Source organism: Micromonospora sp. NPDC048830 (genome assembly GCF_043198215.1).
Lineage (GTDB): Bacteria > Actinomycetota > Actinomycetes > Mycobacteriales > Micromonosporaceae > Micromonospora.
Map to the genome: position 1 here is coordinate 53727 of NZ_JBICUP010000002.1, position 23132 is coordinate 76858.

Here is a 23132-nt window from a genome sequence, read left to right on the forward strand (position 1 = left end):
CCGGAACCGCAGCCAGTTGTGTCGAGACGACGATAAGTAGGGATTGAAGTGGCCGCCGCAGACGCGCTCGCCAACGTACGCAACATCGGCATCATGGCGCACATCGATGCCGGTAAGACCACGACCACCGAGCGGATCCTGTTCTACACCGGTATCACGTACAAGATCGGTGAGGTCCACGAGGGCGCTGCCGTCATGGACTGGATGGAGCAGGAGCAGGAGCGTGGTATCACCATCACCTCCGCTGCCACCAAGTGTGAGTGGAAGGGCCACACGATCCAGATCATCGACACGCCCGGCCACGTCGACTTCACGGTCGAGGTCGAGCGGTCGCTGCGGGTGCTGGACGGTGCGGTCGCGGTCTACGACGGTGTCGCCGGCGTGGAGCCGCAGACGGAGAACGTCTGGCGTCAGGCGGACAAGTACAACGTTCCCCGGATGTGCTTCGTCAACAAGCTCGACCGGACCGGCGCGGACTTCTTCCGCTGCGTCCAGATGATGATCGACCGGCTCAACGCCACCCCGCTGGTGCTCCAGATCCCGATCGGGACCGAGGCCGACCACATCGGCGTCGTCGACCTGATCGGCATGCGCGCCCTCACCTGGCGTGGGGAGACCCAGAAGGGCGAGGACTACGCGATCGAGGAGATCCCGGCCGACCTCGCCGACTCCGCCGCGGAGTGGCGCGAGAAGCTGATGGAGACCCTGGCCGACGTCGACGACGCGGTGATGGAGAAGTACCTGGAGGGCGAGGAGATCTCCGTCGAGGAGATCAAGGCCGCCATCCGTCGGGCCACCATCGGCGGCAAGGCCAACCCGGTGCTCTGCGGCTCCGCGTTCAAGAACAAGGGCGTCCAGCCGATGCTCGACGCCGTGGTCGACTACCTGCCGTCGCCGCTGGACATCCCGGCGATCGAGGGCACCGCGACCGACGGCGAGACCCCGATGCAGCGGAAGCCGTCGACGTCCGAGCCGTTCTCCGGCCTGGCCTTCAAGATCCAGACCGACAAGCACCTCGGCAAGCTCACCTACGTCCGGGTGTACTCCGGCGTGGTCGAGTCCGGGTCCCAGGTGGTCAACTCCACCAAGGACCGCAAGGAGCGGATCGGCAAGATCTACCAGATGCACGCCAACAAGCGGGAGGAGCGCAGCTCCGCCAAGGCTGGCGACATCATCGCGGTCCAGGGTCTGAAGCAGACCACCACCGGTGACACGCTGTGCGACCCGGCCAACCCGGTCATCCTGGAGTCGATGACCTTCCCGGAGCCGGTCATCGAGGTCGCCATCGAGCCGAAGACCAAGGCCGACCAGGAGAAGCTCAGCACCGCCATCCAGCGGCTGGCCGAGGAGGACCCGACCTTCCGCGTCAAGCTGGACGAGGAGACCGGCCAGACGGTCATCTCCGGCATGGGCGAGCTGCACCTGGACATCCTGGTCGACCGGATGCGCCGCGAGTTCAACGTCGAGGCGAACATCGGTAAGCCGCAGGTGGCGTACCGCGAGACCATCCGCCGCAAGGTGGAGAAGGTCGAGTTCACCCACAAGAAGCAGACCGGTGGTTCCGGCCAGTACGCCCGGGTGATCATCACCCTGGAGCCGCTGCCGCTGGACAACGACTCCCCGACGTACGAGTTCGCCAACGCCGTCACCGGTGGCCGTATCCCCAGGGAGTTCATCCCCTCGGTGGACGCGGGCGCTCAGGACGCCATGCAGTACGGCATCCTGGCGGGCTTCCCGCTGGTCGGCGTGAAGCTGACGCTGGTGGACGGTCAGTACCACGAGGTCGACTCGTCCGAGATGGCGTTCAAGATCGCCGGTTCGATGGCGCTGAAGGAGGCGGCCCGCAAGGCCGACCCGGCGCTGCTCGAGCCGATGATGGCCGTTGAGGTCACCACTCCTGAGGAGAACATGGGTGACGTCATCGGCGACCTCAACTCCCGCCGTGGCATCATCCAGGCGATGGAGGAGCGCGGCGGTGCCCGCGTCGTCCGCGCCCTGGTGCCGTTGTCGGAGATGTTCGGCTACGTCGGCGACCTGCGGTCGAAGACCCAGGGCCGGGCTAGCTACAGCATGCAGTTCGACTCGTACGCCGAGGTTCCGGCCTCGGTGGCGAAGGAGATCATCGCCAAGGCGACTGGTGAGTGACGCTCACCTGAGTTGATCCGATGGTCCGAGGTGGGTCGCGGGGGAGGGCCCCTCGCCCGCGGCCACCTCGGTCGGGTTGCGTGAGACCGGGCCTGTAGGCTTCACCGCCGCAGAACCCACAAAGGCTCTCCGGCCGTCAGGCCGGAAAGGCTGTCGACAGAGTCCTAAGCGCCGACCGGCGCGCCGGGGCGAACGAACCAAGAAAGTCCACAGGAGGACACCAGTGGCGAAGGCGAAGTTCGAGCGGACTAAGCCGCACGTCAACATCGGCACCATTGGTCACATCGACCACGGTAAGACGACGCTGACGGCGGCCATCACCAAGGTCCTGCACGACCAGTTCCCGGACCTGAACCCGTACACGCCGTTCGACGAGATCGACAAGGCGCCGGAGGAGAAGGCCCGCGGTATCACCATCTCCATCGCGCACGTCGAGTACCAGACCGAGGCGCGGCACTACGCGCACGTCGACTGCCCCGGTCACGCCGACTACATCAAGAACATGATCACCGGTGCCGCCCAGATGGACGGCGCGATCCTGGTGGTCGCGGCGACCGACGGCCCGATGCCGCAGACCCGCGAGCACGTGCTGCTGGCCCGCCAGGTCGGCGTGCCGTACATCGTCGTGGCGCTCAACAAGAGCGACATGGTCGACGACGAGGAGCTCCTGGAGCTCGTCGAGCTCGAGGTCCGTGAGCTGCTGTCGGCGCAGGAGTACCCGGGTGACGACCTGCCGGTCGTCCGGGTCTCGGCGCTGAAGGCCCTCGAGGGTGACCCGGAGTGGACCAGCAAGCTCCTGGACCTGATGAACGCCGTCGACACCGCGATCCCGCAGCCGGAGCGCGAGACCGAGAAGCCGTTCCTCATGCCGATCGAGGACGTCTTCACGATCACCGGTCGTGGCACGGTCGTCACCGGTCGCGCGGAGCGCGGCATCCTCAAGCCGAACGAGGAGGTGGAGATCGTCGGCATCCGCGAGAAGTCGCAGAAGACGGTCTGCACCGGCATCGAGATGTTCCGCAAGCTGCTCGACGAGGCCCGCGCGGGCGAGAACGTCGGTCTGCTGCTGCGTGGCATCAAGCGCGAGGACGTCGAGCGCGGCATGGTCGTCGTCAAGCCGGGCACCAGCACCCCGCACACGGAGTTCGAGGCGACGGTCTACATCCTCTCCAAGGAGGAGGGCGGCCGGCACACCCCGTTCTTCCAGAACTACCGTCCGCAGTTCTACTTCCGGACCACGGACGTCACCGGTGTCGTCACCCTGCCCGAGGGCACCGAGATGGTCATGCCGGGCGACAACACCACGATGACCGTGAAGCTGATCCAGCCCATCGCGATGGAGGAGAACCTCAAGTTTGCGATCCGGGAGGGTGGCCGTACGGTCGGCGCGGGTCGCGTCACCAAGATCATCAAGTGAGCTGGGTAACCCCGATTAGCGTTGCCGCGGGTCGTGCGGCATACTAGTCAGGTTGCGTAACGACGGTTCATCGCCCGTGTCCGGCATCCGCTGGACCTCCGGGTCGTAGAACGGTCGCGCGTAGGGTGGTTGGCCTGCCCCTGGCGGCCAACCACCCTCGCACGGCGTCCGGGTCGCGGTGACCGCGATCGGCGCCCTGACCCATCGCGTGGTCGGTAAAGCTCCGGGACTCTGGGGCGGAGCCCGGCCCGAGGGCGCGACACGCCCGACCGCGGGGGTCGGCGAAGTGGGCCTGTGCCAGCCGGCGCAGGCGCCCGCAACACAGCGGCATCGAGAGAAGGAACAGAAGCCACCATGGCGGGACAGAAGATCCGCATCCGGCTCAAGGCCTATGACCACGAGGTCGTCGACTCCTCGGCTCGGAAGATCGTCGAGACGGTGACGCGTACCGGGGCGCAGGTCGCTGGCCCGGTGCCGCTGCCCACGGAGATCAACCGTTTCTGCGTCATCCGCTCGCCGCACAAGTACAAGGACTCGCGCGAGCACTTCGAGATGCGTACGCACAAGCGGCTGATCGACATCATCGACCCGACCCCCAAGACGGTCGACTCGCTCATGCGCCTCGACCTGCCGGCTGGCGTCGACATCGAGATCAAGCTGTAGGGACCGGACAAATGGACAGGCAAGTCAAGGGGATCCTGGGCGCAAAGCTCGGCATGACCCAGGTCTGGGACAACAACCGCGTTGTCCCCGTGACCGTGGTTCAGGCCGGCCCGTGCGTCGTGAGCCAGGTTCGTAGCGCCGAGAAGGACGGCTACTCGGCGATCCAGCTGGCGTACGGCGCGATCGACCCGCGCAAGGTCAAGAAGCCGATCGGCGGACACTTCGCGAAGGCGGACGTCGCGCCGCGCCGGCACATCGTCGAGCTGCGGACCGCGGACGCCGCGGACTACTCGCCGGGCCAGGAGGTCACGGTCGAGGAGTTCCCGGCCGGCATCAGCATCGACGTCACCGGCAAGACCAAGGGCAAGGGCTACGCCGGCCCGATGAAGCGGCACGGTTTCCACGGTCTGCGCGCCAGCCACGGTGTCGAGCGCAAGCACCGCTCGCCGGGCTCGATCGGCGCCTGCGCCACCCCGGGTCGCGTCTTCAAGGGCACCCGGATGGCGGGCCGGATGGGTGGCGTGCGCTACACCGTCCAGAACCTGACCGTCCAGGCGGTCGACACCGAGAACAACCTCCTGCTCGTCCGCGGTGCCATCCCCGGTCCCAAGGGCGCGCTGGTCCTGGTCCGTACCGCGGCCAAGACCAAGGCGAAGAAGGGCGGTGCGGCCAAGTGACCACCGTTGACGTCCTCAACGTCGAAGGCACCAAGACCGGCTCCGTCGAGCTGCCGGGCGACGTCTTCGACGTCCAGGCCAACATCGCGCTGATGCACCAGGTCGTGGTGGCCCAGCTCGCGGCCGCGCGCCAGGGCACGCACAAGACGAAGACCCGCGGTGAGGTCGCCGGCGGCGGCAAGAAGCCGTACAAGCAGAAGGGCACCGGTCGCGCCCGGCAGGGCTCGATCCGCGCGCCGCAGTTCGCCGGCGGTGGCGTGGTCCACGGCCCGGTGCCGCGCGACTACAGCCAGCGGACCCCGAAGAAGATGAAGGCCGCCGCCCTGCGTGGCGCCCTCTCCGACCGGGCCCGCGCAGGCCAGGTGCACGTCGTCGAGACGTTCGTCTCGGGCGAGAAGCCGTCGACCAAGGCAGCCCTGGCCGCGCTGGCCAAGGCGACCGAGGCCCGTCGGGTCCTGGTCGTGCTGAGCAGCACCGACGAGCTGAACTGGGTGTCGCTGCGCAACGAGCCGCGGGTGCACCTGATCGAGGCCGGCCAGCTCAACACGTACGACGTGCTGGTGGCCGACGACGTGGTCTTCACCAAGGACGCCCTGGACGAGTTCCTCGGCGTGCCCGCCGAGACCACCGAGGAGGGTGGCAAGTGAGCACGATCGCCGACCCGCGCGACATCATCGTGGCGCCGGTCGTCTCGGAGAAGAGCTACAGCGAGCTGAACCGCAACTGGTACACCTTCCTGGTGCACCCGGACGCCAACAAGACCGAGATCAAGATCGCTATCCAGCAGATCTTCAACGTCCGCGTCCTGACGGTCAACACGCTCAACCGCGAGGGCAAGCGCAAGCGCACCAAGACCGGCTTCGGTCAGCGCAAGGCCACCAAGCGGGCGATGGTGAAGCTGGCTGACGGTGACCGTATCGAGGCCTTCGGCGGCCCGGTCAGCTGAGGGGTGTAGACAATGGCTATCCGTAAGTACAAGCCGACGACGCCGGGCCGGCGTGGCTCGAGCGTCGCCGACTTCGCCGAGATCACCCGGTCGACGCCCGAGAAGTCGCTGCTGGTGCCGCTGCCGAAGAAGGGCGGTCGCAACGCCCACGGCCGGATCACCACGCGGCACCACGGTGGCGGCCACAAGCGCCAGTACCGTCTGATCGACTTCAAGCGGGTCGACAAGGACGGCATCCCGGCGAAGGTCGCCCACATCGAGTACGACCCGAACCGCACCGCGCGCATCGCGCTGCTGCACTACGCCGACGGCGAGAAGCGCTACATCATCGCGCCGAAGGACCTGAAGCAGGGCGACGCCGTCGAGTCGGGCCCGGGCGCCGACATCAAGCCGGGCAACAACCTGCCGCTGCGCAACATCCCGGTCGGTACCACGATCCACAACGTGGAGCTGCGTCCGGGCGGCGGCGCCAAGCTGGCCCGCTCGGCCGGCGTCGGCATCCAGCTGCTCGGCCGCGAGGGCGCGTACGCCACCCTCCGCATGCCGTCCGGCGAGATCCGGCGGGTCGACGTGCGCTGCCGCGCCAGCATCGGCGAGATCGGCAACGCCGACCAGTCGAACATCAACTGGGGCAAGGCTGGCCGTATGCGGTGGAAGGGCAAGCGCCCGACCGTCCGTGGTGTCGCCATGAACCCGGTCGACCACCCGCACGGTGGTGGTGAGGGTAAGACCTCCGGTGGTCGCCACCCGGTCAACCCCCAGGGTAAGCCCGAGGGCCGCACCCGTCGTAAGGGCCAGCCGAGTGACCGGCTGATCGTCCGCCGCCGCTATGCCACCCGCAAGCGCGGCTAACAGGAGAGCTGACTTATGCCTCGCAGCCTGAAGAAGGGCCCGTTCGTCGACGACCACCTGCTCAAGAAGGTGGAGACGCAGAACGACAAGGGCTCGAAGAACGTCATCAAGACCTGGTCGCGGCGCTCGACGATCATCCCCGAGATGCTCGGCCACACGATCGCCGTGCACGACGGGCGCAAGCACGTCCCGGTGTTCATCACCGAGGCGATGGTCGGGCACAAGCTCGGCGAGTTCGCGCTGACCCGCACGTTCAAGGGTCACGAGAAGGACGACCGGAAGAGCCGCCGGCGCTGACGCCGCGGGCATACGGATAGAGGAACAAGGGGTTACAGCGATGCCAGGAAAGGGCGACGCTCCGGTGCTTCCGGGCGCGCGGGCGGTTGCGCGGCACGTGCGCATCTCGCCGATGAAGGCGCGCCGGGTGGTCAACCTCGTCCGCGGCCTGCCCGCGAAGGAGGCGCTCACGGTGCTGCAGTTCGCGCCGCAGGCTGCGAGCGAGCAGGTGTACAAGGTGCTCGCGAGCGCGATCGCCAACGCGGAGAACAACGAGCGGCTGGACCCCGACGCGCTGCTCGTCAGCGAGGCGTTCGTCGACGAGGGCCCGACGATGAAGCGGTTCCGGCCGCGGGCGCAGGGCCGGGCGTACCGGATCCGCAAGCGGACCTGTCACATCACCGTGGCGGTCGAGGCGGTGGCGCCGGCCGCGCCGAAGAAGGCGGCGGCGAAGAAGGCGGCCCCGGCGAAGCAGGCCGAGCCGGCGGAAGCGCAGAGCACGACGGAGGGTGCCGAGTAATGGGTCAGAAGGTTCACCCCACTGGGTTCCGGCTCGGCATCTCGACCGACTGGAAGTCCCGCTGGTTCACCGACAAGCTCTACAAGGACTACATCGGCGAGGACGTCAAGATCCGCCGGATGATGTCCAAGGGGCTGGAGCGGGCCGGCATCTCGAAGGTCGACATCGAGCGCACCCGCGACCGGGTCCGGGTCGACATCCACACCGCCCGGCCGGGCATCGTCATCGGCCGTAAGGGCGCGGAGGCCGACCGGATCCGCGGCGAGCTGGAGAAGCTCACCGGCAAGCAGGTGCAGCTGAACATCATCGAGGTCAAGAACCCCGAGTCGGACGCGCAGCTGGTCGCCCAGGGCGTCGCCGAGCAGCTCTCCAGCCGGGTCAGCTTCCGTCGGGCCATGCGCAAGGCGATGCAGTCGGCGATGAAGAACCCGGTCTGCAAGGGCATCCGGGTTCAGGTCTCGGGTCGCCTCGGCGGCGCCGAGATGAGCCGGACGGAGTTCTACCGCGAGGGTCGCGTCCCGCTGCACACGCTGCGGGCCAACATCGAGTACGGCTTCTTCGAGGCCCGTACCACCTTCGGCCGTATCGGCGTGAAGGTCTGGATCTACAAGGGTGACGCGGTGCCGGGTCGGGAGACCCCGGCCGAGGCTCCGTCGCGCCCGCGCCGTGAGCGCGGCGACCGCCCCGAGCGGCCGCGCCGTGGTCGGTCCGGCTCCGCCGGCACGACCGCCGGTGGCACCGAGGCCGGCCGGGCTGCCGCGACCACCATCGCGCAGCAGGCCGAGACGCCGAGCGGCGAGCCGATCGACAGCGCTGCTGTCTCCTCGGCCGCTTCGACTCCGGCAGAAACGCAGCAGGAGGGCTGACAGATGCTGATGCCGCGCAAGCCCCCGAAGGGCTTCCGCAAGCCGCACCACCCGGACCGCCACGGCGCGTCCAAGGGCGGCAACCGGGTGGTGTTCGGTGAGTTCGGGATCCAGGCTCTCGAGCCGGCGTACGTGACCAACCGGCAGATCGAGTCGGCGCGTATCGCGATGACCCGTCACATCAAGCGTGGCGGCAAGGTCTGGATCTCGATCTTCCCGGACCAGGCCCTGACCAAGAAGCCGGCGGAAACCCGAATGGGTTCCGGTAAGGGCTCGCCCGAGTGGTGGGTCGCCAACGTCAAGCCGGGGCGGATCCTCTTCGAGATGTCCTTCCCCAACGAGCAGATCGCGCGAGAGGCGATGCGTCGCGCGATCCACAAGCTCCCGATGAAGTGCCGCATTGTTACGCGCGAAGTGGGTGAATCCTGATGGCAGCGGGCGTTAAGGCCTCCGAGCTGCGTGAGCACTCCGACGAGGAGCTGGTCACGAAGCTGCGCGAGGCCAAGGCGGAGCTGTTCAACCTCCGCGTGCAGGCCGCAACCGGTCAGCTGGACAACAACCGGCGGCTGCAGGTCATCCGTCGGGAGATCGCCCGGATCTACACGATCATGCGTGAGCGCGAGCTGGGTCTCTCGGCCGCGCCGACTGAGGTGACTGCGTCATGAGTGAGAACACCACCACCACCGCCACCGCGCGGGCCCGCCGGAAGGTTCGCGAGGGCCTCGTGGTCAGCGACAAGATGGACAAGACCGTCGTCGTCGAGGTCGAGGACCGGGTCAAGCACGCGCTGTACGGCAAGATCATGCGCCGGACCAGCAAGCTGAAGGTGCACGACGAGCAGAACTCCGCCGGCATCGGCGACCGGGTCCTGATCATGGAGACCCGGCCGCTGTCGGCCACCAAGCGGTGGCGGCTCGTGGAGATCCTGGAAAAGGCCAAGTAGCGAAGGCTCGAGCTCGCCCGGCGTCAGCCGGGCGCAGGTTCCGCCAGGCTCCGGCCGCGACAGGCGGCCGGAGAACCGGCAGACATAGGAGATAGACGTGATTCAGCAGGAGTCGCGACTGCGCGTCGCCGACAACACGGGTGCCCGGGAGATCCTGTGCATCCGGGTTCTCGGTGGCTCCGGTCGGCGCTACGCGAGCATCGGCGACGTCATTGTGGCCACGGTCAAGGACGCGATCCCGGGTGCCGGTGTGAAGAAGGGCGACGTCGTCAAGGCTGTCGTCGTCCGCACCGCCAAGGAGAAGCGGCGGCCGGACGGCTCGTACATCCGCTTCGACGAGAACGCCGCCGTCATCATCAAGGACGGCGGGGACCCGCGCGGCACCCGTATCTTCGGCCCGGTGGGTCGTGAGCTGCGGGACAAGCGGTTCATGAAGATCATTTCCCTCGCGCCGGAGGTGTTGTGACCGTGAAGGTCAAGAAGGGCGACACGGTCGTCGTCATCGCCGGCAAGGACAAGGGCGCCAAGGGCAAGGTCATCGCGGCCTACCCGCGGCAGGACAAGGTCCTGGTCGAGGGCGTGAACCGGGTCAAGAAGCACACCCGCATCAGCACCACCCAGCGTGGCGCCAAGACCGGTGGCATCGTCACCCAGGAGGCCCCGATCCACGTCTCGAACGTGCAGGTCCTGGACTCCGACGGCAACCCGACCCGCGTCGGGTACCGGTTCGACGAGAACGGCCAGAAGGTTCGCATCGCGCGTAGCACCGGTAAGGACCTGTGATGACCACGGCTACCGAAACCAAGACCATGCCGCGCCTCAAGGAGCGGTACCGCAACGAGATCGTGGCCAAGCTGCAGGAGCAGCACAACTACGGCAACCCGATGCAGGTGCCGCGGCTGGTCAAGATCGTCGTGAACATGGGTGTCGGCGAGGCCGCCCGGGACGCCAAGCTGATCGACGGCGCCGTCCGCGACCTGGCCACCATCACCGGTCAGAAGCCGCAGGTGCGCCGGGCGACCAAGTCGATCGCGCAGTTCAAGCTCCGCGAGGGCATGCCGATCGGCGCGAAGGTCACCCTGCGCGGCGACCGGATGTGGGAGTTCCTGGACCGGCTGCTGTCGATCGCGCTGCCGCGTATCCGTGACTTCCGCGGTCTGGACGGGCGCAAGCTCGACGGGCACGGCAACTACACGTTCGGCCTGACCGAGCAGTCGGTGTTCCACGAGATCGACCAGGACAAGATCGATCGGCAGCGGGGCATGGACATCACGGTGGTCACGACCGCCACGACCGACGACGAGGGCCGGGCGCTGCTGAAGCTCCTGGGCTTCCCGTTCAAGGAGAACTGAGATGGCCAAGAAGGCGCTGATCCTCAAGGCGGCCGCGAAGCCGAAGTTCTCGGTTCGCGCGTACACCCGCTGCCAGCGGTGCGGGCGTCCCAAGGCGGTCTACCGCAAGTTCGGTCTCTGCCGGGTCTGCATCCGGGAGATGGCCCACCGCGGTGAGCTGCCGGGCGTGTCCAAGGCTTCCTGGTAAGGGCTGCCGCGCCCCGGTCGACGGCCGGGGCCCCCTTGCACCGATCACGTATTGCTCTTCGCCGTAGGCCCGGGGCTCACCGCCCCGGGAACCCCGGCGAGAAAGGCTGACGAAATCCATGACGATGACCGACCCGATCGCAGACATGCTCACGCGTCTGCGTAACGCCAACCAGGCGTACCACGACCGGGTGACGATGCCCTACTCGAAGATCAAGGCGAACATCGCCGAGGTCCTGAAGGCCGAGGGTTACATCAGCACCTGGTCGGTCGAGGAGCCCGAGGAGGGCGCCGTCGGCAAGCGACTGGTCGTCGAGCTGAAGTACGGCCAGAACCGCGAGCGGAGCCTGGCCGGCATCAAGCGCGTGTCCAAGCCCGGTCTCCGGGTTTACGCCAAGTCGGACGGGCTCCCGCGGGTGCTCGGCGGGCTGGGCGTGGCGATCATTTCGACGTCCCAGGGGCTGCTCACCGACCGGCAGGCCCGCAAGCGGAGCGTTGGCGGGGAAGTCCTCGCCTTCGTCTGGTAACGGGAGACAGGTAGAAATGTCGCGTATTGGACGTAAGTCGATCCCGGTGCCAGCCGGCGTCGACATCACGATCGACGGCCAGACCGTCACGGTCAAGGGCCCGAAGGGCGAGCTTAGGCACGTCCTGGCCGAGCCGATCACGGCGGAGCGGGGCGAGGACGGCCAGGTGCACGTCAACCGGCCCAACGACGAGCGCAAGGCCAAGGAGCTCCACGGCCTGAGCCGGACCCTGGTCGCCAACATGATCGTCGGCGTCACCGAGGGCTACCGGAAGAGCCTGGAGATCGCCGGTACGGGTTACCGCGTCACGGCCAAGGGCAAGGACCTGGAGTTCGCGCTCGGGTTCTCGCACCCGGTGCTGGTCCCGGCCCCTGAGGGCATCACCTTCACGGTGGAGAAGCCGACGCTGTTCCACGTGGCCGGCATCGACAAGCAGCAGGTCGGTGAGGTCGCCGCCAACATCCGGAAGATCCGTCCGCCGGAGCCCTACAAGGGCAAGGGTGTGAAGTACCAGGGCGAGGTCATCCGCCGTAAGGCTGGAAAGGCGGGCAAGAAGTGACCGCGGCCGTCAGCACCAGGGCGAGGTCATCCGCCGGCCGTGAGGCCGTGAGAAAGGCAGGTAAGAAGTGAGCGCCACGCTGCTCAAGCGCCGCCGCGGCGTTGCCGCCAAGCGCGCCGTCGGGCGTGCGCGTCGGCACTTCCGGGTCCGCAAGAACATCAGCGGCACCGCCGAGCGTCCCCGCCTGGTCGTCACCCGGTCGCTGCGGCACATCGTGGCCCAGATCGTGGACGACACCAAGGGTCACACCCTGGCGTCGGCCTCGACCATGGACGCGTCGCTGCGCGGTGCCGAGGGCGACAAGAGCGCCCTGGCCGGCAAGGTCGGCGCCCTGCTCGCCGAGCGGGCCAAGGCCGCCGGCGTCTCGAAGGTCGTCTTCGACCGCGGTGGCAACCGGTACGCGGGGCGGGTCGCCGCCCTTGCCGACGCCGCCCGCGAAGCCGGGCTCGAGTTCTAGAAACCCCGTCACGAGAGAGAAGGAAGGCTGCTGATGCCAGGTCAACAGCGCCGTGGCGGCGGGTCCGGTGGCAACGAGGGTGGTCGCCGCGACAACCGCCGTGAGGGCGGCCGCGGAAACGCGCCCGTCGAGAAGACCCCGCACCTCGAGCGGGTCGTCGCGATCAACCGCGTCGCCAAGGTCGTGAAGGGTGGTCGTCGCTTCAGCTTCACCGCCCTGGTGATCGTGGGCGACGGCGACGGCACCGTCGGCGTGGGCTACGGAAAGGCCAAGGAGGTGCCCGCGGCGATCGCCAAGGGCGTCGAGGAGGCCAAGAAGCACTTCTTCAAGGTGCCGCGGATCGGCGCCTCGATCCCGCACCCGGTGCAGGGCGAGGACGCCGCCGGCGTGGTGCTGCTCAAGCCGGCCTCGGCCGGTACGGGCGTCATCGCCGGTGGCCCGGTGCGTGCCGTCCTGGAGTGCGCGGGCATCCACGACGTGCTCTCCAAGAGCCTCGGGTCGTCGAACCCGATCAACATCGTGCACGCCACGGTGGCGGCGCTGAAGGGGCTGGAGTCCCCCGAGGCCGTCGCGGCCCGTCGTGGCCTGCCGGTCGAGGACGTCGCGCCGGCCGCCATGCTCGCGTCGCGGGCGGGGGTGGCGTCCTGATGGCTCGCCTGAAGGTCACCCAGGTCCGGTCCGAGATCGGGGCCAAGCGGAACCAGCGTGACTCGCTGCGCTCGCTCGGCCTCAAGCGGATCAACGACGTGGTGGTCAAGGAGGACCGGCCGGAGATCCGCGGCATGATCTTCACGGTCAACCACCTCGTGAAGGTCGAGGAGGTCGAGTAATGACGATCAAGGTCCACCACCTGCGCCCGGCGCCCGGTGCCAAGACCCCGAAGACCCGGGTGGGTCGCGGTGAGGGCTCCAAGGGCAAGACCGCCGGTCGCGGTACCAAGGGTTCCAAGGCCCGCAAGAACATCTCACCGGCGTTCGAGGGTGGGCAGATGCCCATCCACATGCGTCTGCCGAAGATGAAGGGCTTCAAGAACAAGTTCAAGGTGGTCTTCCAGGTCGTCAACCTGGACAGGCTCGCCGAACTGTTCCCCAACGGCGGCCAGGTCGGCCCGCTGGAGCTGGTCGAGGCCGGCGCGGTCCGCAAGGGCCAGCCGGTCAAGGTCCTCGGCACCGGCGACCTGGGTGGCGTGGCGCTCCAGGTGTCGGCGCACGCGTTCAGCGCGTCGGCCAAGGAGAAGATCACCGCCGCCGGCGGCTCGGTCACCGAGCTGTAAGGCAGCACCGTGGCGCCCGTTCAGTTGATCACAACTGGGCGGGCGCCATGGTCTACCTGGGCCGTGTGCGCCGGGTAACATCGGATTCGATTTATGTAGCCGGGCACACCTGCCCGGAGCGGGGTCGGACTGTTAGAGTCCCATCCCAGCCATGGATATCGGGCGTCCCGCCCGGCCCACCCCGACCCGCCAGGGACCACCGGCGGCCCGCCTCGCGCAGGAGGAAGAAGTTGCTGTCCGCCTTTCTCAGTGCGTTCCGTACGCCTGACCTGCGCAAGAAGCTGCTGTTCACAGTCGGCATCATCGCGGTCTACCGGCTCGGCGCCACCCTGCCCAGCCCGGGCGTGTCGTACGGCAACGTGCAGAAGTGCCTCGACACGCTCCAGGGCGGCAGCACAGGTGTGCTGAACCTGCTCAACCTCTTCTCCGGTGGGGCACTGCTCCAGCTCTCGGTCTTCGCGCTGGGCATCATGCCCTACATCACCGCGTCGATCATCCTGCAGCTGCTGACCGTGGTGATCCCGCGGCTGGAGCAGCTCCGCAAGGAGGGGCAGGCCGGCCAGGCGAAGATCACCCAGTACACGCGCTACCTGACCCTGGGCCTCGGCGTCCTGCAGGCCTCGGCGTTCGTGGCGCTGGCCCGCTCCGGGCAGCTGTTCCAGAACCAGTGCGACCAGTTCCCGATCATCCCCGAGGGCACCGGCATCCCCGACTGGCTGACCCTGGCCGTCCTGGTCATGACGATGACGGCGGGCACCGGCGTGGTGATGTGGCTCGGCGAGCTGATCACCGACCGCGGCGTCGGCAACGGCATGTCCGTGCTGATCTTCACCTCGATCGCCGCCCGGCTCCCCGCCGAGGGTTGGAACATCAAGGAGAGCCAGGGCTGGTTCAAGTTCTTCCTGGTGATCGTGCTGGTCCTGGTCGTGATCACCCTGGTCACCTTCATCGAGCAGGCGCAGCGCCGGATCCCGGTGCAGTACGCCAAGCGGATGATCGGCCGGCGGATGTACGGCGGCACCTCGACCTACATCCCGCTCAAGGTCAACCAGGCGGGTGTCATCCCGGTAATCTTCGGCTCCTCGCTGCTCTACCTGCCGCAGCTGGCGTTGCAGTTCTTCGACCAGACCAACCCGGGCCCGACCCAGGCCTGGATCCAGAACAACCTGGTCGACCCGACGAGCCCGATCTACATCTCGGTCTACTTCCTGTTGATCATTTTCTTCACGTACTTCTACGTGTCGATCACGTTCAACCCGACCGAGGTCGCGGACAACATGAAGAAGTACGGCGGCTTCGTGCCGGGCATCCGCCCCGGCAAGCCGACCGCCGACTACCTCGACTTCATCCTCAGCCGGATCACGCTGCCGGGTGCGCTCTACCTCGGTGTCATCTCGATCCTGCCGAACTTCTTCTTCATCTGGCTGGACAAGCAGCAGTACCAGAACTTCCCGTTCGGCGGTACGGCGGTGCTGATCATGGTTGGCGTCGGTCTGGAGACCACCAAGCAGATCGAGAGCCAACTCATGCAGCGGAACTACGAAGGGTTCCTGCGGTAGATGCGACTCGTTCTGGTTGGCCCGCCGGGCGCGGGCAAGGGCACACAGGCGGAGTTCATCGCCGCGCACCTGTCGGTTCCGAAGATCTCGACCGGTGACATCTTCCGGGCGAACGTCTCCCAGGGCACGCCGCTGGGCGTCGAGGCCAAGCGGTACATGGACGCGGGCAAGCTGGTCCCCGACGAGGTGACCATCAATATGGTCCGGGACCGGCTCGCCGAGCCGGACGCCGCCGAGGGCTTCCTGCTCGACGGCTTCCCGCGCACCACGCCGCAGGCGGCCGCGCTGGACAAGCTCCTCGCCGACCTCGGCACCGCCCTGGACCTGGTCCTGGAGTTGGTCGTCGACGACGACGAGGTGATCCGGCGGCTCTCCGGCCGGCGTACCTGCCGCGGCTGCGGCAAGATCTGGCACGTCGAGTTCGACGCGACGACCCGGGACGGCATCTGCGACCGCTGCGGCGCCGAGCTGTTCCAGCGCGACGACGACAAGCCGGAGACCATCGCGGCCCGGCTCCGGGAGTACGCCGACAAGACCGCGCCGCTGGTGGACTACTACGGCGCGCAGGGCAAGCTGGTGGGCATCGACGCCACCGGCCCGGTGGAGGACGTCACCGTCCGCGCCATCGACGCCCTCCGCTCGTACAGCGGCTGACGTACCGCCGGGAATCCGGCGGATAGAGTGCGAACAGCGGGGTACGTCCGACGTGCCCCGCTGTCCCGTACGACGAAAGGTAACGGCTCCATGCGTCGTCCCCAGCTGGACATCCAGCTGAAGACCCCCGACCAGATCCAGAAGATGCGCGCGGCCGGCCTGGTGGTCGCCGAGGCGCTGCGTCGGATGCGGGAGGCGGTCGCCCCCGGGGTCACCACCGCCGATCTGGACGCGATCGCCGAGTCGACGATCCGCGAGGCCGGGGCCGTCCCCTCGTTCAAGGGTTACCACGGCTTTCCCGCCTCGATCTGCTCCTCCGTCAACGAGCAGGTCGTGCACGCGATCCCGTCGCCGCAGCAGGTGCTCCGCGAGGGCGACCTGATCTCGATCGACTGCGGGGCGATCCTGGACGGCTGGCACGGCGACGCGGCGATCACGGTCGGCGTGGGGGAGGCCGACCCGGCGCTGCTGAAGATGGCCGCCGTGGCCGAGGACGCGATGTGGGCCGGGATCGCCGCCGCCGCGCGGGGTGCCGCAAGCGGCAAGGGCCGGCTGACGGACATCTCCCACGCGGTCGAGAACGCGATCCGCAAGGGCGGCCGGTACGGCATCGTCGACGGGTACGGCGGCCACGGCATCGGCACCGAGATGCACCAGGACCCGCACGTGCTCAACCACGGCCGGCCGGGCAAGGGTCCCCGGCTGGTGCCCGGCATGGCGCTGGCGATCGAGCCGATGATCACGATGGGCTCTCCGCGTACGGTCGAGCTGGCCGACGGCTGGACCGTGGTCACCCGGGACGGCTCGATGGCCGTGCACGTCGAGCACACGATGGCGCTGCTGCCTGACGGGGTCTGGGTGCTGACGGCGTTCGACGGCGGCCGCGCCCGGCTCGGCGACCTGGTCACCCCCCTCCAGCCGGCCGAGTCGCCGGCGGCCTGAGCAGCCCACCCGCGCCGCGCGACGATGTCGAACGGCCGTCGCTCAGAGGTGCCCCGCGCCGGCGCTGCCCGAGGCGGCACTTTCACGGAAACTGTGGCCTCTGGCGCCCGGCGAGGCCACAGTTTCCGTGAAAGTGCGCGCAAGCCCGGCGCGGGGCCGGCGGCGCGGGTCGGGGTGCGGGCCCGAGCGCGCATGCCCGGTGCGGGGCCGGCGGTGCGGGCCCGAGTGCGCGAGCCGGGTGCGGGGCCGGCGGTGCGGGCCCGAGTGCGCGAGCCGGGTGCGGGGCCGGCGGTGCGGGCCCGAGTGCGCGAGCCGGGTGCGGGGCCGGCGGCGCGGGCCCGAGCGCGCATGCCCGGCGCGGGCCCGAGTGCGCAAGCCGGGTGCGGGGCCGGCCCGGGGCGCAGGCGAGCGGCGGATCTCATGTGACGCGGGTCACCATGTGGGTCCCAGGATGCCGGAATTCCTCCGGCCGGGTGACCGGTCGGGTGGTCGGTTTGGCGACGGCGTGCAGGCGGGCGTACACTTTCTGATCGGCGCACAGCGTCCACTCCGGCATGCCCACCCTGCGCTTCGGTGGGGCCGGAGCCGCGGCTGGCTCGGGCACCCGATCAAGGTTCGGTGGCCCGTGTAAGACGTTGTGGGCCATCCGGAGCAACCGACGTCAGGACAGCGGAGGACATGCCGAAAAAAGACGGAGCCATCGAGATCGAGGGTCGGGTCATCGAGCCCCTGCCGAACGCCATGTTCCGGGTGGAGCTCGCGAACGGTCACAAGGTGCTGGCTCACATCAGCGGCAAGATGCGGCAGCACTACATCCGCATCCTGCCGGAGGACCGGGTCGTCGTCGAACTCTCGCCGTACGACCTGACCCGCGGGCGCATCGTCTACCGCTACAAGTAACCGAACCTGACGACGGCCGGGACGTCCCCGTGTCCGTCTTCGACGTCCGGTGTCGCGCGTAGTCGCGTCTCCGGGCCAGATTGGGAAGTAAGGCAACCGTGAAGGTCAAGCCGAGCGTCAAGCGGATCTGCAACAAGTGCCGGGTGATCCGCCGGCACGGCCGGGTCATGATCATCTGCAGCGACCCGCGCCACAAGCAGCGCCAGGGCTGATCCGGTTCCGGCCGACCGTGACCCGTCACGGCCGGTCGAACGGGCCCGGGCCGCAGGTCCAGCCAACACATCATCAGCTCGTCCCAGCCGCGAGCGGTGCGCGTCGCGTACCACTGCGTGGTTGACCCCCGGTCGGAGGCCGGGGCCCGTTCGGGCAACGGTCGTCGCCGGCGTCATGCCGGAGTAGGCGACCGGAGCGGGGTGGGGCGGGTGCAGACCTCCGCCAGACACCACAAGGAGCACGCCCGCACATGGCACGTCTAGTCGGCGTCGACCTCCCCCGCGAGAAGCGGATGGAGATCGCGCTCACCTACATCTTCGGGGTCGGTCGTACCCGCGCCCTGGAGACGCTCGCCGCTACCGGCATCTCCCCGGACAAGCGCGCTCGGGACCTCACGGACGAGGAGCTGGTTCAGCTCCGCGACCACATCGAGGCCAACTACAAGGTTGAAGGTGACCTGCGCCGCGAGGTCGCCGCTGACATCCGCCGCAAGGTCGAGATCGGCTGCTACGCCGGCATCCGGCACCGCCGGGGCCTGCCCGTGCGTGGCCAGCGGACCCGGACCAACGCGCGGACCCGCAAGGGCCCGAAGCGGACCGTGGCCGGCAAGAAGAAGCCCGGCAAGAAGTAATTAGGAGCGCACAGACTTATGCCACCGAAGGCTCGTGCCGGAGCCGCCGTCAAGAAGGTCCGGCGCAAGGAACGCAAGAACGTCGCCCACGGGCAGGCGCACATCAAGAGCACCTTCAACAACACCATCGTGTCCATCACGGACCCGACCGGTGCCGTCATCTCCTGGGCCTCGGCTGGCCAGGTGGGCTTCAAGGGCTCCCGCAAGTCGACGCCGTTCGCCGCGCAGCTCGCCGCCGAGGCCGCCGCGCGCCGGGCGATGGAGCACGGCATGCGCAAGGTCGACGTGTTCGTCAAGGGCCCCGGCTCCGGCCGGGAGACCGCCATCCGTTCGCTGCAGGCCGTGGGCCTGGAGGTCGGTCAGATCTCCGACGTGACCCCGCAGCCGCACAACGGGTGCCGTCCGCCGAAGCGTCGCCGGGTCTGAGAGGTTAGAGAGAGATGGCTCGTTACACCGGTGCTGACTGCCGCCGTTGCCGGCGGGAGAAGATGAAGCTGTTCCTCAAGGGCAGCAAGTGCGATGGCCCGAAGTGCCCGTTCGAGTCCCGGCCGTTCCCGCCCGGGCAGCACGGCCGCGGCCGCACCAAGGAGACGGAGTACCTGCTCCAGCTCCGTGAGAAGCAGAAGGCCCGCCGCGTGTACGGCGTGCTGGAGAAGCAGTTCCGCGGTTACTACGAGGAGGCCGTGGCCAAGCAGGCCAAGACCGGTGAGGTCCTCCTGCAGATCCTCGAGTCGCGGCTGGACAACGTGGTCTACCGGGCCGGCTTCGCCAAGTCCCGGGACATGGCCCGTCAGCTGGTCAAGCACGGTCACTTCACGGTGAACGGCAAGAAGGTCGACATCCCGTCGTACCGCGTCAAGGAGCACGACATCATCGAGGTGCGGGCCAAGAGCAAGGAGCTCACCCCGTTCCTGGTGGCGCAGGCCGAGGCCGGCTCCCGCAGCGTTCCGGCGTGGCTCGAGGCCATCCCCAGCCAGATGAAGATCCTCGTGCACTCGCTCCCGGCCCGCCAGGTGATCGACACCCAGGTCCAGGAGCAGCTGATCGTCGAGCTCTACTCGAAGTAAGAGCTCGTTGCGGTGGCCCGCCCCGAGGGGCGGGCCACCGGAACAGTTTGTGTCGTGGGCGTCATATGGCGGGCGCCCCGGAAGAGAAGAGAAGACATGCTCATCAGCCAGCGACCGACCCTCTCCGAGGAGTCGATCAACGAGACCCGGTCCCGGTTCACGATCGAGCCGCTGGAGCCGGGCTTCGGCTACACCCTCGGCAACTCGCTGCGGCGTACGCTGCTGTCGTCCATCCCGGGCGCGGCGGTCACCTCGATCAAGATCGACGGTGTGCTGCACGAGTTCACCACGATCCCCGGCGTCAAGGAGGACGTGGTCGAGCTCGTCATGAACATCAAGGAGCTGTGTGTCAGCTCCGAGCACGACGAGCCGGTCAGCATGTACCTGCGCAAGCAGGGCCCGGGCGACGTGACCGCCGGTGACATCCAGCCCCCGGCCGGGGTCTCGGTGCACAACCCGGACCTGAAGCTCGCCACCCTGAACGGCAAGGGGCGGCTCGACATGGAGCTGACCGTCGAGCGGGGTCGCGGCTACGTGACGGCGGCGCAGAACAAGCAGGCCGGTGCCGAGATCGGCCGGATCCCCGTCGACTCGATCTACTCGCCGGTGCTCAAGGTGACGTACCGCGTCGAGGCAACCCGTGTCGAGCAGCGGACCGACTTCGACCGGCTGATCATCGACGTCGAGACCAAGCCGTCGATGGGCCCGCGTACGGCGCTGGCCTCCGCCGGGTCGACGCTGGTGGAGCTCTTCGGCCTGGCCCGGGAGCTGGACGAGACCGCCGAGGGCATCGACATCGGGCCGTCCCCGCAGGACGCCCAGCTGGCGGCGGACCTGGCCCTGCCGATCGAGGAGCTGGACCTGACCGTCCGCTCCTACAACTGCCTCAAGCGCGAGGGCATCAACAGCGTCGGTGAGCTGATCGGGCGTACCGAGGCCGACCTCCTCGACATCCGCAACTTCGGCCAGAAGTCGATCGACGAGGTCAAGATGAAGCTGGCCGGGATGGGTCTGGGGCTGAAGGACTCGGCTCCGAATTTCGACCCGGCGCACGTCGTGGACGCCTTCGGTGAGGCCGACTACGACACCGACGACTACCGCGAGACCGAGCAGCTCTAGTCCCGGCTGCCGCCACACCTGAGGAGCACCAAGAATGCCCACGCCCACCAAGGGGGCCCGCCTCGGCGGCAGCCCGGCGCACGAGCGGCTGATCCTGGCCAACCTGGCCATGTCGCTGTTCCAGCACGGCAAGATCAAGACCACCGAGACCAAGGCCCGGCGGCTGCGTCCGCTCGCCGAGCAGCTCATCACCAAGGCCAAGCGTGGCGACCTGGCGTCCCGTCGGCGGGTGCTGGCCGTCGTCAAGGACAAGGACGTGGTCTACACCCTGTTCGACCAGATCGCGCCCCGGTACGCCAACCGCCCCGGTGGCTACACCCGGATCGTGAAGACCGGCCCGCGCAAGGGTGACGCCGCCCCGATGGCGATCATCGAGCTGGTCGAGGAGCTGGTCGTCAGCGAGCCGAAGGCGAACAAGAAGACCGCGGCCCGCAAGGCCGCCCAGCAGGACAAGGTCGAGGCGCTCGCCCCGGCCGAGGAGACCCCGGCGTCGGCCCAGGCCGACCAGGACTCCGAGCCGCCGGTGTCGGCCAGCGGCGACACGGCCGAGGCGCGCGAGGACAGCGACGAGGCCGCCGAGAACGACAAGGCCTGATCAAGGGCACCGCGTCGGGCCCGGCACCCCTGTGTGGGTGCCGGGCCCGACCTGTGACGGGAGGTACGCGTGGACGATCGGACCCGGCTGCGGCTGGACGTCGCGTACGACGGAACCGACTTCTCCGGCTGGGCGGCCCAGCCGACCCGGCGGACGGTGGCCGGTGTGCTCACCGCGACCCTCGACCTGGTCCTCGGCGCGGGCGTGGCGACCGGGCTGACCGTGGCCGGGCGGACCGACGCCGGCGTGCACGCCACGGGCCAGGTGTGCCACCTCGACCTGCCGTCCGACGTCTGGGGCGGGTTCGGGGGCTCGCTGCTGCGCCGGCTCGCCCGGTTGCTCCCCACCGACGTGCGGGTCCGCGCGATGACCCCGGTGCCCGCCGACTTCGACGCCCGGTTCTCGGCCACCTTCCGCCGCTACGAGTACCGGGTGACCGACGCCCCGTACGGCGCCGAGCCGCTGCGCCGGCACGAGGTGCTGGCCTGGCCGAAGCGGCTCGACCTCGACCTGCTCAACGCCGCCGCGGCCGGGCTGGTGGGGGAGCACGACTTCGCCGCGTACTGCCGGCGCAAGGAGAACGCCACCACGCTGCGCGAGGTGACCCGGCTGGACTGGCGGCGCGACCCGGACGGCCTGCTGGTCGCCACCGTCCAGGCGGACGCGTTCTGCCAGGCGATGGTGCGTAGCCTCGTCGGGGCGATGCTGGTGGCCGGGGACGGGCGGCGCCCGGTCGACTGGCCGGGCGGCCTGCTGAGCCGCCGTGAGCGGTCCAGCGAGGTGACCGTGGCGCCGGCGCACGGCCTGACCCTGGTCGCCGTCGGCTACCCCGACGACCCCGCCGAGTACGCCCGCCGCGCCGACCTCACCCGCCGGCTCCGCGTCCCGGTCGAGGGCTGACGCGAATCCCTACGACGCTGAGCCGCGTCAGTCGCGCTCGGCGACGTCGGGCGTCGGCTGGCTGGCCGAGCCGCCGGTGGCGCGGCGCTCCAGCACCGCCTTGCTCAGGTGCAGCTCGATCAGGTCGACGAGGATCTCGCGGGCCTTGGGGTCGCCGCTGCCGACCGACTCCCCGTCGGCACGGACGACCACGCAGTAGGCGAGGTAGTGGCCCCGCGTCTGCCAGCCGACCCGGGACGGGGCCGTGGTGAGCGCCTCGGTGTCGGTGCCGGCCGCCATCCCCCGGAACCGGCCCTGCCGCTCGTCCAGCAGTTCCCGAACGCGGTCCCGGACGCGCTGGGCGGTGGCCACGTCGGTCAGGTTGAACAACCCCGCCGTGAGCAGGTAGGCCCCGTCGGGGGAGCGCAGCGTCGCCCGGACCACCTGGTTGCAGCCGAGCCGGACGAGCAGGTCGGCGACCTCGTCGGTGGCGGCGACGGCGCAGCTGCCGCTGGACTGGGTCTTCAACACCGAGTACGACGTCTGCCCGTCCGCGACCGTCAGCTTCTTGGTCGGGAAGACCTCCTTGGCGGTCAACGGCGCCTGGTCGCTGTCCCGGGAGTCGAGCTCGTGCCGGTCGCTCTGCGACGGCGACGGGGCGGCCCCCGTCGGCTGGGTCGGCGTGCCCTGAGGGTTGTCGCTTCGCTCCATGACCAGCGCGGCGGTGCCGAGCCCGCAGAGGGCGAGCAGCACCAGGACGGCAGCGCCCCCGACGAGCGCCTGCCAGAGCCGGCCGCCCCCCAACCGGGTGTTCCGGGGCCAGCGGGGGCGGGGGGCGCCCGCCGGCTCGGGTCCGGCCGGCACCTGGGTCTGCGGCGCCGGAGTACCCGGTTCGGACCGGGTGGGGGACACCG

The 23132-nt window shown here is 69.0% G+C and carries 35 protein-coding genes; 34 read left to right on the forward strand and 1 reads right to left on the reverse strand.

Annotation, left to right across the window (positions count from 1 at the left end; all coding sequences use genetic code 11):
- Positions 1 to 48: 48 nt before the first annotated feature.
- The 34 genes from fusA (at position 49) to truA (ending at position 22239) form a co-directional block, all read left to right on the forward strand.
- Positions 49 to 2145 (forward strand): elongation factor G, encoded by a 2097-nt coding sequence (gene fusA, locus ACGFIZ_RS02555; RefSeq protein WP_393415015.1) that lies wholly within the window; start codon positions 49 to 51, stop codon positions 2143 to 2145.
- Positions 2146 to 2368: 223 nt separating this feature from the next.
- Positions 2369 to 3562 (forward strand): elongation factor Tu, encoded by a 1194-nt coding sequence (tuf, locus tag ACGFIZ_RS02560; RefSeq protein WP_145773683.1) that lies wholly within the window; start codon positions 2369 to 2371, stop codon positions 3560 to 3562.
- 354 nt (positions 3563 to 3916) lie between these two features.
- On the forward strand, positions 3917 to 4225 hold the full coding sequence (rpsJ, locus tag ACGFIZ_RS02565) for a 30S ribosomal protein S10 (protein WP_007073037.1): 309 nt from the start codon (positions 3917 to 3919) through the stop codon (positions 4223 to 4225).
- A gap of 11 nt (positions 4226 to 4236) precedes the next feature.
- On the forward strand, positions 4237 to 4902 hold the full coding sequence (gene rplC, locus ACGFIZ_RS02570; RefSeq protein ID WP_393415018.1) for a 50S ribosomal protein L3: 666 nt from the start codon (positions 4237 to 4239) through the stop codon (positions 4900 to 4902).
- Positions 4899 to 5549 carry a 50S ribosomal protein L4 gene (rplD, locus tag ACGFIZ_RS02575; protein WP_393415021.1) on the forward strand — a complete coding sequence of 217 codons (651 nt, stop codon included), beginning with the start codon at positions 4899 to 4901 and terminating at the stop codon, positions 5547 to 5549. The genes rplC and rplD overlap by 4 nt, the downstream gene beginning before the upstream one ends.
- The gene (gene rplW / locus ACGFIZ_RS02580) at positions 5546 to 5848 is read left to right on the forward strand and encodes a 50S ribosomal protein L23 (protein WP_088982052.1); all 303 of its coding nucleotides are present in this window, start codon (positions 5546 to 5548) and stop codon (positions 5846 to 5848) included. The genes rplD and rplW overlap by 4 nt, the downstream gene beginning before the upstream one ends.
- Before the next feature lie 12 nt (positions 5849 to 5860).
- Positions 5861 to 6700, forward strand: a complete 840-nt coding sequence (rplB, locus tag ACGFIZ_RS02585; RefSeq protein WP_393415024.1) for a 50S ribosomal protein L2 — start codon at positions 5861 to 5863, stop codon at positions 6698 to 6700.
- A gap of 15 nt (positions 6701 to 6715) precedes the next feature.
- Complete coding sequence (gene rpsS / locus ACGFIZ_RS02590; protein WP_145773680.1) at positions 6716 to 6997, forward strand: 30S ribosomal protein S19; 282 nt, start codon at positions 6716 to 6718, stop codon at positions 6995 to 6997.
- Positions 6998 to 7037: 40 nt separating this feature from the next.
- On the forward strand, positions 7038 to 7496 hold the full coding sequence (gene rplV / locus ACGFIZ_RS02595; RefSeq protein ID WP_145773679.1) for a 50S ribosomal protein L22: 459 nt from the start codon (positions 7038 to 7040) through the stop codon (positions 7494 to 7496).
- A complete protein-coding gene (gene rpsC / locus ACGFIZ_RS02600) occupies positions 7496 to 8362 on the forward strand; it encodes a 30S ribosomal protein S3 (RefSeq protein WP_347666558.1) in 867 nt (288 codons plus the stop codon). The genes rplV and rpsC overlap by 1 nt, the downstream gene beginning before the upstream one ends.
- Positions 8363 to 8365: 3 nt before the next feature.
- Complete coding sequence (rplP, locus tag ACGFIZ_RS02605) at positions 8366 to 8791, forward strand: 50S ribosomal protein L16 (RefSeq protein ID WP_043965519.1); 426 nt, start codon at positions 8366 to 8368, stop codon at positions 8789 to 8791.
- Positions 8791 to 9027: a 50S ribosomal protein L29 gene (gene rpmC / locus ACGFIZ_RS02610; protein ID WP_347666557.1), complete on the forward strand. Its 237-nt coding sequence runs from the start codon at positions 8791 to 8793 to the stop codon at positions 9025 to 9027. The genes rplP and rpmC overlap by 1 nt, the downstream gene beginning before the upstream one ends.
- Complete coding sequence (gene rpsQ, locus ACGFIZ_RS02615; RefSeq protein WP_393415030.1) at positions 9024 to 9305, forward strand: 30S ribosomal protein S17; 282 nt, start codon at positions 9024 to 9026, stop codon at positions 9303 to 9305. The genes rpmC and rpsQ overlap by 4 nt, the downstream gene beginning before the upstream one ends.
- A 97-nt stretch (positions 9306 to 9402) precedes the next feature.
- Entirely contained in the window at positions 9403 to 9771 is a 369-nt protein-coding gene (gene rplN, locus ACGFIZ_RS02620) for a 50S ribosomal protein L14 (RefSeq protein ID WP_007073026.1), read from the forward strand.
- Positions 9768 to 10088 (forward strand): 50S ribosomal protein L24, encoded by a 321-nt coding sequence (gene rplX, locus ACGFIZ_RS02625; protein ID WP_211372506.1) that lies wholly within the window; start codon positions 9768 to 9770, stop codon positions 10086 to 10088. Before rplN ends, rplX begins: the two co-directional genes overlap by 4 nt.
- Positions 10088 to 10657 (forward strand): 50S ribosomal protein L5, encoded by a 570-nt coding sequence (rplE, locus tag ACGFIZ_RS02630; protein WP_145773674.1) that lies wholly within the window; start codon positions 10088 to 10090, stop codon positions 10655 to 10657. Before rplX ends, rplE begins: the two co-directional genes overlap by 1 nt.
- Position 10658: 1 nt before the next feature.
- On the forward strand, positions 10659 to 10844 hold the full coding sequence (locus tag ACGFIZ_RS02635) for a type Z 30S ribosomal protein S14 (RefSeq protein ID WP_007073023.1): 186 nt from the start codon (positions 10659 to 10661) through the stop codon (positions 10842 to 10844).
- Between the two features lie 118 nt (positions 10845 to 10962).
- The gene (rpsH, locus tag ACGFIZ_RS02640; protein WP_347666555.1) at positions 10963 to 11370 is read left to right on the forward strand and encodes a 30S ribosomal protein S8; all 408 of its coding nucleotides are present in this window, start codon (positions 10963 to 10965) and stop codon (positions 11368 to 11370) included.
- 16 nt (positions 11371 to 11386) lie between these two features.
- Positions 11387 to 11929, forward strand: a complete 543-nt coding sequence (gene rplF / locus ACGFIZ_RS02645; RefSeq protein ID WP_347666554.1) for a 50S ribosomal protein L6 — start codon at positions 11387 to 11389, stop codon at positions 11927 to 11929.
- A gap of 79 nt (positions 11930 to 12008) precedes the next feature.
- Positions 12009 to 12386: a 50S ribosomal protein L18 gene (gene rplR, locus ACGFIZ_RS02650; protein WP_347666596.1), complete on the forward strand. Its 378-nt coding sequence runs from the start codon at positions 12009 to 12011 to the stop codon at positions 12384 to 12386.
- 33 nt (positions 12387 to 12419) lie between these two features.
- Positions 12420 to 13034 (forward strand): 30S ribosomal protein S5, encoded by a 615-nt coding sequence (rpsE, locus tag ACGFIZ_RS02655; protein WP_067359624.1) that lies wholly within the window; start codon positions 12420 to 12422, stop codon positions 13032 to 13034.
- Complete coding sequence (gene rpmD / locus ACGFIZ_RS02660; RefSeq protein WP_145773670.1) at positions 13034 to 13216, forward strand: 50S ribosomal protein L30; 183 nt, start codon at positions 13034 to 13036, stop codon at positions 13214 to 13216. The genes rpsE and rpmD overlap by 1 nt, the downstream gene beginning before the upstream one ends.
- Positions 13216 to 13659: a 50S ribosomal protein L15 gene (gene rplO, locus ACGFIZ_RS02665; protein WP_393415037.1), complete on the forward strand. Its 444-nt coding sequence runs from the start codon at positions 13216 to 13218 to the stop codon at positions 13657 to 13659. Before rpmD ends, rplO begins: the two co-directional genes overlap by 1 nt.
- A gap of 230 nt (positions 13660 to 13889) precedes the next feature.
- The gene (secY, locus tag ACGFIZ_RS02670; protein ID WP_393415040.1) at positions 13890 to 15218 is read left to right on the forward strand and encodes a preprotein translocase subunit SecY; all 1329 of its coding nucleotides are present in this window, start codon (positions 13890 to 13892) and stop codon (positions 15216 to 15218) included.
- Complete coding sequence (locus ACGFIZ_RS02675; protein WP_347666551.1) at positions 15219 to 15872, forward strand: adenylate kinase; 654 nt, start codon at positions 15219 to 15221, stop codon at positions 15870 to 15872.
- A gap of 90 nt (positions 15873 to 15962) precedes the next feature.
- Positions 15963 to 16814, forward strand: coding sequence for a type I methionyl aminopeptidase (gene map, locus ACGFIZ_RS02680; RefSeq protein WP_393415043.1), 852 nt, complete (start codon positions 15963 to 15965; stop codon positions 16812 to 16814).
- 678 nt (positions 16815 to 17492) lie between these two features.
- On the forward strand, positions 17493 to 17714 hold the full coding sequence (gene infA, locus ACGFIZ_RS02685) for a translation initiation factor IF-1 (RefSeq protein ID WP_007073013.1): 222 nt from the start codon (positions 17493 to 17495) through the stop codon (positions 17712 to 17714).
- 98 nt (positions 17715 to 17812) lie between these two features.
- Positions 17813 to 17926 (forward strand): 50S ribosomal protein L36, encoded by a 114-nt coding sequence (gene rpmJ / locus ACGFIZ_RS02690; protein WP_088982067.1) that lies wholly within the window; start codon positions 17813 to 17815, stop codon positions 17924 to 17926.
- Positions 17927 to 18177: 251 nt separating this feature from the next.
- A complete protein-coding gene (gene rpsM / locus ACGFIZ_RS02695; RefSeq protein ID WP_007073012.1) occupies positions 18178 to 18558 on the forward strand; it encodes a 30S ribosomal protein S13 in 381 nt (126 codons plus the stop codon).
- A gap of 18 nt (positions 18559 to 18576) precedes the next feature.
- Entirely contained in the window at positions 18577 to 18984 is a 408-nt protein-coding gene (gene rpsK / locus ACGFIZ_RS02700; RefSeq protein ID WP_007073011.1) for a 30S ribosomal protein S11, read from the forward strand.
- A 14-nt stretch (positions 18985 to 18998) separates the two neighbouring features.
- The gene (gene rpsD, locus ACGFIZ_RS02705; RefSeq protein WP_347666548.1) at positions 18999 to 19625 is read left to right on the forward strand and encodes a 30S ribosomal protein S4; all 627 of its coding nucleotides are present in this window, start codon (positions 18999 to 19001) and stop codon (positions 19623 to 19625) included.
- Positions 19626 to 19721: 96 nt separating this feature from the next.
- A complete protein-coding gene (locus tag ACGFIZ_RS02710) occupies positions 19722 to 20744 on the forward strand; it encodes a DNA-directed RNA polymerase subunit alpha (protein ID WP_013735931.1) in 1023 nt (340 codons plus the stop codon).
- Between the two features lie 34 nt (positions 20745 to 20778).
- The gene (gene rplQ, locus ACGFIZ_RS02715) at positions 20779 to 21339 is read left to right on the forward strand and encodes a 50S ribosomal protein L17 (protein ID WP_393415047.1); all 561 of its coding nucleotides are present in this window, start codon (positions 20779 to 20781) and stop codon (positions 21337 to 21339) included.
- Between the two features lie 69 nt (positions 21340 to 21408).
- Entirely contained in the window at positions 21409 to 22239 is an 831-nt protein-coding gene (gene truA, locus ACGFIZ_RS02720; RefSeq protein ID WP_393415050.1) for a tRNA pseudouridine(38-40) synthase TruA, read from the forward strand.
- Positions 22240 to 22266: 27 nt separating this feature from the next.
- Here truA and ACGFIZ_RS02725 read toward each other — a convergent pair whose 3' ends face one another.
- The gene (locus tag ACGFIZ_RS02725) at positions 22267 to 23130 is read right to left on the reverse strand and encodes a hypothetical protein (protein WP_393415053.1); all 864 of its coding nucleotides are present in this window, start codon (positions 23128 to 23130) and stop codon (positions 22267 to 22269) included.
- Positions 23131 to 23132: the final 2 nt, after the last annotated feature.

Excerpts from the sequence above, each read along its gene's own strand:
- rpsJ (WP_007073037.1), top strand. The coding sequence starts at position 3,917 with ATGGCGGGACAGAAGATCCGCATCCGGCTCAAGGCCTATGACCACGAG.
- rplC (WP_393415018.1), top strand. The coding sequence starts at position 4,237 with ATGGACAGGCAAGTCAAGGGGATCCTGGGCGCAAAGCTCGGCATGACC.
- rplB (WP_393415024.1), top strand. The coding sequence starts at position 5,861 with ATGGCTATCCGTAAGTACAAGCCGACGACGCCGGGCCGGCGTGGCTCG.
- rpsS (WP_145773680.1), top strand. The coding sequence starts at position 6,716 with ATGCCTCGCAGCCTGAAGAAGGGCCCGTTCGTCGACGACCACCTGCTC.
- rplV (WP_145773679.1), top strand. The coding sequence starts at position 7,038 with ATGCCAGGAAAGGGCGACGCTCCGGTGCTTCCGGGCGCGCGGGCGGTT.
- rpsC (WP_347666558.1), top strand. The coding sequence starts at position 7,496 with ATGGGTCAGAAGGTTCACCCCACTGGGTTCCGGCTCGGCATCTCGACC.
- rplP (WP_043965519.1), top strand. The coding sequence starts at position 8,366 with ATGCTGATGCCGCGCAAGCCCCCGAAGGGCTTCCGCAAGCCGCACCAC.
- rpmC (WP_347666557.1), top strand. The coding sequence starts at position 8,791 with ATGGCAGCGGGCGTTAAGGCCTCCGAGCTGCGTGAGCACTCCGACGAG.
- rpsQ (WP_393415030.1), top strand. The coding sequence starts at position 9,024 with ATGAGTGAGAACACCACCACCACCGCCACCGCGCGGGCCCGCCGGAAG.
- rplE (WP_145773674.1), top strand. The coding sequence starts at position 10,088 with ATGACCACGGCTACCGAAACCAAGACCATGCCGCGCCTCAAGGAGCGG.
- ACGFIZ_RS02635 (WP_007073023.1), top strand. The coding sequence starts at position 10,659 with ATGGCCAAGAAGGCGCTGATCCTCAAGGCGGCCGCGAAGCCGAAGTTC.
- rpsH (WP_347666555.1), top strand. The coding sequence starts at position 10,963 with ATGACGATGACCGACCCGATCGCAGACATGCTCACGCGTCTGCGTAAC.
- rplF (WP_347666554.1), top strand. The coding sequence starts at position 11,387 with ATGTCGCGTATTGGACGTAAGTCGATCCCGGTGCCAGCCGGCGTCGAC.
- rpsE (WP_067359624.1), top strand. The coding sequence starts at position 12,420 with ATGCCAGGTCAACAGCGCCGTGGCGGCGGGTCCGGTGGCAACGAGGGT.
- rpmD (WP_145773670.1), top strand. The coding sequence starts at position 13,034 with ATGGCTCGCCTGAAGGTCACCCAGGTCCGGTCCGAGATCGGGGCCAAG.
- rplO (WP_393415037.1), top strand. The coding sequence starts at position 13,216 with ATGACGATCAAGGTCCACCACCTGCGCCCGGCGCCCGGTGCCAAGACC.
- ACGFIZ_RS02675 (WP_347666551.1), top strand. The coding sequence starts at position 15,219 with ATGCGACTCGTTCTGGTTGGCCCGCCGGGCGCGGGCAAGGGCACACAG.
- map (WP_393415043.1), top strand. The coding sequence starts at position 15,963 with ATGCGTCGTCCCCAGCTGGACATCCAGCTGAAGACCCCCGACCAGATC.
- infA (WP_007073013.1), top strand. The coding sequence starts at position 17,493 with ATGCCGAAAAAAGACGGAGCCATCGAGATCGAGGGTCGGGTCATCGAG.
- rpsM (WP_007073012.1), top strand. The coding sequence starts at position 18,178 with ATGGCACGTCTAGTCGGCGTCGACCTCCCCCGCGAGAAGCGGATGGAG.
- rpsK (WP_007073011.1), top strand. The coding sequence starts at position 18,577 with ATGCCACCGAAGGCTCGTGCCGGAGCCGCCGTCAAGAAGGTCCGGCGC.
- rpsD (WP_347666548.1), top strand. The coding sequence starts at position 18,999 with ATGGCTCGTTACACCGGTGCTGACTGCCGCCGTTGCCGGCGGGAGAAG.
- ACGFIZ_RS02710 (WP_013735931.1), top strand. The coding sequence starts at position 19,722 with ATGCTCATCAGCCAGCGACCGACCCTCTCCGAGGAGTCGATCAACGAG.
- rplQ (WP_393415047.1), top strand. The coding sequence starts at position 20,779 with ATGCCCACGCCCACCAAGGGGGCCCGCCTCGGCGGCAGCCCGGCGCAC.